Here is a 9,792-nt window from a genome sequence, read left to right as displayed (position 1 = left end):
CAGCGCGAACGCGTGGCCCGCCGCAGGCGAACACCACAACCTGAAACAGCAGATACCTCACGTGGCGACCTACGACCTCAAAACCAGGTCACTAGTGAGGCATAGGCGGCGAAGATGACGGGCCCCGACCCGGCCCACAGGGCGAGCTGGATCGGGTTGGTGGTGGTCCGTACTCCCAGTTCGCTTGAGCACGGGATCGTTCTCCAGCGAGCAGACCGCCACCATCGACGCCCGCGCCCCACCGCCCGCCACGCCTGCCGTGTCCACGTTGATGGCGATTCTTGAATCAAACGGCCAGCGATGCTCCTCGCCCCACTTACTTGACCGTTGAACGGTGTGGGAAATGTGGGGAGCTGGGCGCGACTGCAGGGCATGCGGAGGGCACTGGCATTCTGGCCTCATGGCCATCGCGGGATCTCGCACGAAGACGACGGACACATGGCTGACGCCTGCCGATGAAGTGCTTCTGGGGCAGCGAATTGCCGAGGTGCTTCCCTCAACCGGATGGCACTGCAGTCACCCAGGGCCTCCTGGATTGCATCAGGTGCACTTGCATGACTCGATCGATTCCGCGTTGGGCTGTGGAGGCACGCAGACGTTTCTCAGCCTCCCGGCAGGCGCATCCCTGCCACCTGGGATCATTTCCGCTGTGGGTGTCCTCACGCCTGTCGGACCACCGACAGCGGCAATTGTCCAGCTGCTCCGTTCACGGCTCAGGACGGACGAGCGGGGCGAGTTCTTCGAGAGCGGGCGACTCGCAGTGCGGTGGTTCGAACCCGAAGTCGGACCGGAAATGCATCAGACCCTCACTGAACAGACCCGGCTGATCTGGGCTGCATTGCGAGCCGTGACCCGGCCGGCCGTGATCGAGGCGCCCGACGGCCGCCGCACTTCGGGACCGAGAATCGGGCCCGCCGCCCGTGACGAGGTGGTGCGCCGCCAGGTGCAGCTGGCGAGACCTGGCATCCAGCGGTTTCGGCTGGTGACCTGACGGCGAGGGCCTGGCGGCCGAAGGCCCCCCGGCCCGATGACCAGTAATGTTCAGGCCGTATTGTTCAGGGAGTCCTCCGCAGCGGGATGACATCAGGACCCGGTGGGCATGGCAGGGCGGTCGGCTTCCGGGGTGGCCAGCAGGGCCACGATGGTGACCGGCTGCTGGCAGTGCGGATAGTTCCGGGTGTCGGTCGACTCCAGAGGGTCGCGCTCGGGGACGGCCGGTCGGGGGCCTGATCGTGGTGTGGATCTGGGTGGTGGTGGAAGGTCAGGCAGTGCGGGCGGCGCCTGCACCTCGCCGAGACGGCGGGCGCGTTCCTCCTCGCGGTGACGATCGCGCTGCTTCTCCGCCTCGCGCCGACAGTCCGGTGAACAGTAGACCTGCCGAAGGCGGGGGTTTGCAGTGAATTCGCCGCCGCAGGCCGGGCGGGGATGCACCTGCGGGCCGGCGAAGGCCGCATCGCGGTGCGGCGGGAGTTCTCAGTACCTCACACGGAGGCTGATGCGCAGCATGCGTGACGTAGCGCCGTACGAGCCTGGTCACGGAGCCAGGCATGTGCGGGGTCGTTGTCGTACCGCTGATGCCAGGCGAGATAGATCGGAATGTCGGGCACGGCCAGTGGCAGGGGCCGGGTGTACAGGCCGAGAGCGTCCAGGTCAGGGCGGCTGACGGTTTCAGGGACGGCCACGAGCAGGTCGTTATGGCTGATGAACCGCAGTGCGGTGGCATTGGTGGGGGTGGCGGCGACGATCTGACGGTGTAGGCCGTGAGCTTTCAGTTCGTCGTCGATGGGGTCCCCAAGGCGCCCGCGCCGCGAGACCGTGATGTGTTCGGCCGCTGCGTAGTCGGCCAGTGTCATCTCGCTGTGCACCAGCGGGTGTTCGGGACGCAGGGCGAGGATCAGCCGGTCGTGGCCGACGATCTCGTACCGGATCTCGGGGGTGGAGGGCTTGCTGGACCCGGCTTCCAGGTCGATGTCCCCGCGCCGTGGATCTTGGATGTCGTTGCTGGCCTCGGCGAGAAAGCGCAGCCGGGTTCCGGGGGCTTCTCTTCGCGTCGACTGCTGCAGTGCGGGGCCGGCGGCGGCGGCCAGCGCGTCGTGCCATTTCAGGATGAAGGTGCGTGTCAGGGTGGCCGGATCGACCTCGGTGTGCGGGGAGAGCAGTTGGTGGGCCTGTTGTACGAGGTCGTGCACCGATTCCCGCAAAGCCAGGGCTCGGGGCGTGGGCGTCATGGTGCGGCCGGTGCGCACCATGATCTGGTCTCCGGTGGCCCTTCGGATGCGGCCCAGCGTGCGGCTCATGGCTGGGACCGATACGTGCAGGCGGCTTGCGGCAGCCGTCACGCTGCCCTCCTCCAGCAGTGCGTCAAGGGCGATCAGCAGATTCAAATCCAATTGCATGCAGGTTAATCCAGACTTAGCTAGCTTGCATTGGAAGTTAATGGTGCCAGCTCATAACCTCGAAAGCGAGCAACCGAGAGGTCGCGACATTCCACTTCGCTGAGGAGCTTTCAATGAGCGCGTTTCCCACCTCGCACGGCGCCCCCGTCACCGACCTCGAGACCGTCCTCCAGAGTGCTGTTGCCGCGGTGAAGCGCGGCGGCGAGCACCTGCTGCGGCGCTTCGACGTCGAGGCCCGCCCCGGCGATCTCGAGGAGATCGTCCGTGACATCTACGCCAACGACGAGGCGATCCTCGCCGTCGTCAAGGAGTCGCTGCTCACAGCGAGCCCCGGTTCGCGGTGGGCGGAGGACGAACTGGCCGGCGGTGTTCTGCCGGAAGGCGAGTGGTGGGTCGTCGACACCGCCGAGGGCAATATCAACCACATCCACGGCATGGGCGAGTGGTCGGTGACCGCCGCTCTGGTACGCGACAACATCCCCGTTCTGACGGTGGTCCACCTCCCGCTGACCGGTGATCTCTACACCGCCCTGCAGGGACAGGGTGCGTTCCTCAACGGAGAGCGGTTGCAGATCTCCGCCAAGACCGACCTCAAGGCGGCTCTGGTCGGTACAGGCCAGGCCAAGCCCGGTGAGACGGAGGCGGCGCTGCGGAGGATGGGTGCCTCGGTGACCGCCATGCTGCTCCGCGCACTGGTCGTCCGTGTTTCAGTGCCTGCCACCATGCAGCTCATCCACGTCGCCGCCGGCCGGATGGACGCCTTCTGGCAGTTCTCTGACGTGCGCTCCGGACTCCTGCCCGGTGCCCTGCTGGTCGCAGAAGCCGGCGGCCAGGTCACGGACACCCGCGGTGAGCCGTGGACCCTGGCCAGCGAGGACTTCCTCGCTTCGGTGCCTGGCATCCACACGCAGACGGTCGACGTGCTGGCCGGCCTGAGCTGACCGACCGCCCATCCCGCCGGGTCTCCCGGCTGCGGCCCCACATCATCCCTGCCAACCTCGTGGAGGTTCTCGTGAAGATCGCCGTACTCGGTTCCACCGGCCAGACCGGCCGCCTGGTGGTTGCACGTGCCCTGGAGCGTGGCCACGACGTCATAGCCCTCGCCCGTCGACCGGAACAGGTCGAGAGCCCAACTCCGGGGAACCTGCGTGTGGTGCAGGCTGACGTCACCCACCCGGAAAGCGTCATGAACGCCGTCGCGCAAGCCGACGTCGTCATCAGCGGCCTGGGCATCACCAAGAAGCAGGACCCCGCCATCCTCACCGAAGGCGCCCGCCAGATCGCCAACGCCGCACCGCGTGTCATCTGGCTCTCTTCCCTCGGCGTGGGAGCCACACAGGGAGCGCTCGGAGCTCTCAACGGCGCGCTGCTCAAGCGCATCCTGCGTCACGAGTGGGACGCCAAGGACGTTGCCGGTAGCGCCGTGCGCGACGCCGGCGGCACCACCGTCTACGCGGGGCCACTGAACAACAAACCCTACAAGGCCAATGGTCGCCTCATCCGAGCCTCCGACTACGCGCCGCGCATGATGCCCCCCATGACGCCACGCGCAGGCGTCGCCGCCTTGATGCTCGCGGAAGCCGAGTCCCCTCGCTTCGTCGACGCTGACACTGTCGCCCTGTTCGACGGCCGCTGACGCGACCGACCCCCGCTCGACTGGCCCTGGTTCCACACGACCGGGCACCGAGAGCTCGGCCCGGTGCATGATTTCGCGAACGACTCGTCTGCATACTGCGGATCGGCCTTTTGAGCAAAGCACTCACCAGGCCTATTTCCCCGGCGCTCGGCTTCCCCCGGCCGCCCGCACATCGAACGCGCCTCCCGCGAACGAGGCCAGATCCGCTCCGTCGACCAGCGCCCGGCACATCGCGAACGTCGGATCGGTCCGCCAATCCCTCAGACCACACCCCCACCGTCGAATCCCCAGAGACTCGATCATGCCTCCGCCGGCCGCCTTCCGCCGACCAGCTGCCGGACATCCTCGGGCACCTCCCGGCGCACCACCAGCCGAGAATCCGGAAGACACCCTGCATCGGGCCTCGGCGCCTGGCTGAAGGCGCACCACCCGGCCGCCTTCTACACCGGGCCTCTCACCCACGCCCCGGTATGTACCCCAAGCGGCGCGTGAGTGTGCGGCGATCAGGCCGCCGTCGGTAGGGGATCGCGGACGTGCAGGCCCGGCTCGATCAAGCCAGCCGGCTGAGAGGCGCACTCCACGACGACGTCCCTCTGGCCCCGGCGGACTGGGCACGTACTCTCTTGGCGGTAGAGATCGTCTTCGTCAGCGGCCTCGCGGGATCCGGCGTTGAGTGGCCGACGACCACTGGACTCCCGACGAGCTGACGATCCGGACGCTGCGTCCGGTCCAGCGGAAGCCGGCCAGAACCGTCAGCCCCCACTACGGCAAGAGTCCATGCCAGTGATCAGCCCCCCGCTCGATCGCGGGCAGCCCGCTGTCGTGAGAGTGAGCGTCCCCTCCCTGTCGTCATCCAGGCCTGCGAGTTCCGTGACACAGTGGCCCTATGTGCGGCCGCTACACCTCGACCCGTGGTCCCGAGGACCTGACTCAGCTCTTCCAGGCAACCGACTGGAGCCCCAGCGAGACGCTGGCGCCCAGCTGGAACGTCGCACCGACCGACGAGGTCTACGCGGTCCTCGATCGCACCGCGCGGGACGACGGCCACGAGGTACGCCGTGAACTGCGGGCGCTGCGGTGGGGCCTGGTGCCGTCGTGGGCGAAGGACCCGAAGGTCGGCTCCCGGCTGATCAACGCCCGGGTCGAGACCGTGCACGAGAAGCCCGCGTACCGGCGTGCTTTCGCCAAACGCCGCTGCCTCATGCCTGCCGACGGGTTCTACGAATGGGAGCCGGTGAAGGACGGGGTGACGGGCAAGACGCGTAAGCAGCCGTACTTCATCCACCCCGCCGACGGTCAGGTGATGGCCATGGCGGGTCTGTACGAGTACTGGCGCAACCCCGACATCACCAGCGACGACGACCCTGACGCCTGGCTGACGACCTGCACGATCATCACCACCGAGGCCACCGACGCGGCCGGCCGCGTACACCCCCGCATGCCGTTGGCCCTCAGCCCCGTCCACTACGACGCCTGGCTCGACCCCCGCCACCACGACATCGAAGACCTCCGCGCCCTGCTCATCCAGCCTGCGGACGGCCGGCTCGACGCCCGGCCGGTCTCCATGGCCGTCAACAACGTCCGCAACAACGGGGCCCACCTCCTCGACGCGGCCGGCTGACCTGCTGCCCGCTGATGGTCTGCGGGGGAGTGCCAGTGAAGAGTCGTCATCTGGTTGTCAGTGGTGTAGCTCGACGAGCTGGTAGATCACATTGACAGGCAATGATGGGCTGGTGTGCTGACACGAATCACGAATGGCCATGTCATTCACACGCCGACCATCAGGGGCAACGGGAACGCGATCCGGCCAACTTGACGCGGTACGGGGAGGAGGGGCCGATTCCCCACCGCGCCGGGATGGACTCACCGGTGCGGACTGGTCATGCTGGCCCCTTCGGAAAGCTTCGCGGAAGGCATCACAGACGGTCTATCACGGCCCGTCGCTGTTCTTGTCGATCCATCGGGAGTGAGAGCGATGAACTCTGCACACCAGCACCGCGACTCCGCACACGAGAATGCCCCCGCCACCGCGGCGGACGGGCGCGACCCCGAACTGCTCCTCGTCGACGCCGGATCGGTGCGTGACGTCACCCTGGGGAACTGGTCGCACGGCCACCCCGACGACACGCAGCACTGGACGCCGACCCACGACTGATGCGCTGGGCGGCCGGGTTCCGGGCAGGACCGGACACAAGCGGAACGCCGGTCCCGACGCCTGTCGCCGGGGAGGGGATCCCCGGCTTCGCCACGGCGTGGACCGTCGGACCCGTCCTGGTGCGCACGGTCGAGGGCGACGGCCCCGGGCCGTCCCGGATCGCGGCCGCCGGCGACTGCCCGCCCACGCATGACGAACTCGCCGCCACGCTCCGGGCGATACGGGCCGGGCAGCTGGACCGGATGCCGGAACGACCGGGATCGTGTCTGCTGGTGGCCGAGACCCGCGACCGTACGGTGGTCGTCGGCGACCGCGCCGGGGTCTGGCCGGTGTTCTACCGTACGGATCTCGACGGCGGAGTCTGGTGGTCGAACGCGGCGACACCGCTGGCCTCGCTCTCCGGCCCGCCGATCCCGGAACTCCGCGCGCTCGCGGCCCGCACCGCACTGCCCGACGTGGTGCTCGAACCGCACGCCGGCCTGTTCCCACAGGTCGCCCGCGTACCACCCGGCATGGCACTGCTCTTCGAACACGGCTCGGCCCGCCTGGTCCGCACCGGCACCACCACCCGCGCGCACACGGAACACCTCACCCTGCCCGAAGGGACCCGGCTCCTGCTCACCCGGCTCACCGAGGCGGTCGACCGCCGCGTACGGTCGACCCCGCTGCGCTCCGCCGACCTGTCCGGAGGACTGGACTCCACGACCCTGGCCCACCTCTCCGCGCGGGCCGGTAGGACCCACGCCGTCACGTACGCCGACGAATGGCTGCGCAACGACGATCTCCCGTACGCGACGGCCGCCGCCGACGAGATGCCGGGCGCGGTCCATCACGTGGTGACCGGCGACCGCTCCACCCTCCACTACACCGGACTCAGCCCGGAGCACCTCGCCGTCCCCGTCTCCGATGCCCCGAGCCCCAGCGTCGTGCTGTGGGCGATGAAGGCGAAGGTCCTGGGAGCGATGGCCGCGCACGGCTCGCGCGGCCACTTCGTGGGCACCGGCGGCGACACCGTGCTCACGGCGTCCGGTGTCCTGACCGACGCCCTGCGCGCCGGACGTCGCCGCCAGGCCGCCGAGGCGGCCAGGGCGGCGGCCCGGGTCACCCACACCTCCGCGTGGAGCCTGTGGCGGGCCGCCCGGTCCAAGGCCGCACTCACGCTGACCGCGGAGGCCGGGGACCTCGCGGACCGGCTGCGCGGCACCACGGCCCCGACCGCCACCGCGCACCGTTCGACCGGCGGCGCCGATGCCGCCTGGCTGCCAGTCCATACCGTCGCCGACTGGATGCCCAGCCCGGCCCGTGACCTCCTGGCAGACCACGTCACCGACACCTGCCGGGCCCTCGAACAGCCGAACCGCCTCGCACCCTGGCGCGACGCGCACGGCCTGGCCAGGGTCGGCGACGACGTCGCCCAATACGCGCACCTGGCCGCGAGCCTCGGCATGCCCCTCTGGGCCCCGTACCTGGACGACGAGGTGGTGGCCGTCTGTTTCGGCGTACCGCCGGAGGAGCGGCATGTGCCCGGCGCGTACAAGCCGCTGCTGACCCGCGCCATGCGGGGCATCGTCGCCGACCCGGTCCTGGACCGCCGTACCAAGGGAACCTTCGGCGGGCCCGTCTACGCGGGCCTGGCCGAACACTCCACCGCACTCACCGAGCTGCTGGGCACCGGCTCCCGCCTCGCCCGCCTCGGGCTCGTCGACCCTGCCCCCGTGGCCGCCGTACTGCGCCGAGCGGCGACAGGGCTACCTCTGCCGCTCGGCTCGGTGCACAGCCTTGTCGCGGTCGAGGTGTGGCTGCGGCAGCTGGACACCCAGAGCCGCTCGACGTGGTGGAAGGAGAACCGATCCCGTGCCCTGGGTCCTGCCCCGCACCGTGCACGTCGCCCATGACGACACCGCGGGCGCCGCTTTGCTCGACGAGCGCTCCGGACGCTGGTACCACCTGTCCCGACCAGGAGCCGAACTTCTCAAGGCGATCCTGGCCGGCGCCGACCCGGAGGCCGCCGCGGCCGAGGCGGCCGTACCGGGCGATGACGCGACGCGCTCGGGCCGCGCCTTCCTGGCTCTGTTCCACGACCTGCGCGCCGCGGGACTCCTTGTCCGGCACCCCGAGGTGCCGCCGCGCCGCCGGTGGCCGTTCACCGGACTGTTCACGGGGAGGACCGGACGATGAGCCTGCCCGTCGCTCCTGCCGCCGGCCCGCAGCCCTCCTTGCCCCAGCTACTCTGCGGATCCTTCGGTTTACTCACCGCCGTCCTCCTGCTGAGACTCCCGCTGCACCGCACCACCGCCCTCGTGCGCCTGCTGCACCGTCTGCCCCTGAGGGAACCGGCGCAGACCCGGGCCGCCCGCATGGTCCAGGCGGCGCGCTCAGCCGGCGCCTGGTGGCCGGGGCGCGCGGCCTGCCTCGAGACCTCGCTCGCCGCGAGCCTGGCGGCCGTCGCCCAGGGCTACCGCCTCTCCTGGTGCCTCGGCGTGCGCTTCCTCCCGCCGCCGCGCGTCCACCACGCCTGGGTCGAGACCGCGTCCGGCCCGACCGGCGAACCCGAGACCGCTCTCCCACACGGCTGGCCCTACGCGACGGCCCTGCGCGTCTGATACGTGCCGGATACCCGGCGGCTCACGACTCAGCAAGGGGACGAACCGCGGCACCCGCTGGTCCCGTCGCTCTCACGTTGCCGATGGGTCGGCCGCCTGGTCTCGGTACGGCGGCGTCTGTGTCGGCCCGATCTGAGACGCCGTGTCGAAACCGGTGACCTGTGACGTTCTGCAACCTGCGGACCGGTGGCCATCGCTAGAACTCCTGCCGTGAATCGTGCACAGCGGGCTCTGATCGCCACGTACTGGTTTCGCGAAGGGCCCCAACAACCCGCCAGGCACTGCGGCTCCGCATTGCCACGCGGGCTTCCCTGCCCAGCCGCGTCTGGCGTGGAATTCGCGAGGGTCGATAGTGTCGGACCATGACCAGTCCTGGAGACGTGCCGCCGGAGATCCTGGACCGGTTGCGGTCGATCTGTCGGCAGCTGCCCGAGTCGTACGAGGAACCAGCCTGGGTCGGCGTGCGCTGGCGGATCCGTACGCGGACGTTCGCCCATGTCTACACGCCGGACGTGGATCGCTCCCCGGTCTACGCCCCGTATGCCACCGCCGATCAGGAACCGGTCGTGATGACGTTTCGGGTGCCTGCCGACGACCTGCTCGGCCTGACCGCCACCGGGTTCCCGTTCCTCCGTGCCGGCTGGGGGCGTAACGTCGTCGCCGCCGTTCTCGGTGACCACACCGACTGGACCGAGCTTGCCGAACTGATCACCGACAGCTACCGCGGGATGGCTCCGAAGTTCCTCGCCGCCCGGCTCCCCCTGCTGCCGTCGCTCAGCTGACCGGCGGTGGGCCTCGTCTCCCGCCACACCACGCACTACGTGGTGAGCCGAGACCACTACTAGGGCGAGTATCGGGTTGTGATCAGTTTGCGGGTTTCGCCCTCGCCGTCGAGCCGGATCCGGCTGAACTTGTTGTATGACGCGAGTGCAACTAACGGACGCTGAGTGGGAGTTCATTGAGCCGTACTTGCCGATCGGTGAGTACGGCCCGTATCCGGAG

At 69.3% G+C, this 9,792-nt stretch carries 9 protein-coding genes; 8 read left to right on the top strand and 1 reads right to left on the bottom strand.

Annotation, left to right across the window (positions count from 1 at the left end; genetic code table 11):
• Positions 1–1,481 precede the first annotated feature (1,481 nt).
• Positions 1,482–2,396, bottom strand: coding sequence for a LysR family transcriptional regulator (locus ACZ4XX_RS39960; RefSeq protein ID WP_468512726.1), 915 nt, complete (start codon positions 2,394–2,396; stop codon positions 1,482–1,484).
• Between the two features lie 113 nt (positions 2,397–2,509).
• Here ACZ4XX_RS39960 and ACZ4XX_RS39955 point away from each other — a divergent pair, with 113 nt between their 5' ends.
• The 8 genes from ACZ4XX_RS39955 (at position 2,510) to ACZ4XX_RS39920 (ending at position 9,572) form a co-directional block, all read left to right on the top strand.
• A complete protein-coding gene (locus ACZ4XX_RS39955) occupies positions 2,510–3,337 on the top strand; it encodes an inositol monophosphatase family protein (RefSeq protein ID WP_468512725.1) in 828 nt (275 codons plus the stop codon).
• 71 nt (positions 3,338–3,408) lie between these two features.
• Entirely contained in the window at positions 3,409–4,032 is a 624-nt protein-coding gene (locus ACZ4XX_RS39950; protein ID WP_468512724.1) for an NAD(P)-dependent oxidoreductase, read from the top strand.
• A gap of 886 nt (positions 4,033–4,918) precedes the next feature.
• Positions 4,919–5,653 carry an SOS response-associated peptidase gene (locus tag ACZ4XX_RS39945; RefSeq protein WP_468512723.1) on the top strand — a complete coding sequence of 245 codons (735 nt, stop codon included), beginning with the start codon at positions 4,919–4,921 and terminating at the stop codon, positions 5,651–5,653.
• 354 nt (positions 5,654–6,007) lie between these two features.
• On the top strand, positions 6,008–6,187 hold the full coding sequence (locus ACZ4XX_RS39940; RefSeq protein WP_468512722.1) for a lasso RiPP family leader peptide-containing protein: 180 nt from the start codon (positions 6,008–6,010) through the stop codon (positions 6,185–6,187).
• Positions 6,187–8,082, top strand: a complete 1,896-nt coding sequence (locus ACZ4XX_RS39935; RefSeq protein ID WP_468512721.1) for an asparagine synthase-related protein — start codon at positions 6,187–6,189, stop codon at positions 8,080–8,082. Before ACZ4XX_RS39940 ends, ACZ4XX_RS39935 begins: the two co-directional genes overlap by 1 nt.
• Entirely contained in the window at positions 8,042–8,365 is a 324-nt protein-coding gene (locus tag ACZ4XX_RS39930; protein WP_468512720.1) for a hypothetical protein, read from the top strand. The genes ACZ4XX_RS39935 and ACZ4XX_RS39930 overlap by 41 nt, the downstream gene beginning before the upstream one ends.
• A complete protein-coding gene (locus ACZ4XX_RS39925) occupies positions 8,362–8,790 on the top strand; it encodes a lasso peptide biosynthesis B2 protein (RefSeq protein ID WP_468512719.1) in 429 nt (142 codons plus the stop codon). Before ACZ4XX_RS39930 ends, ACZ4XX_RS39925 begins: the two co-directional genes overlap by 4 nt.
• Positions 8,791–9,152: 362 nt before the next feature.
• A complete protein-coding gene (locus ACZ4XX_RS39920) occupies positions 9,153–9,572 on the top strand; it encodes an MmcQ/YjbR family DNA-binding protein (protein WP_468512718.1) in 420 nt (139 codons plus the stop codon).
• Positions 9,573–9,792 lie beyond the last annotated feature (220 nt).

It is taken from the genome of Streptomyces sp. NPDC029956 (assembly GCF_055574655.1).
The sequence above is the reverse complement of the archived record's forward strand: the minus strand, read 5'-3'. Positions and strand labels throughout refer to the sequence as shown.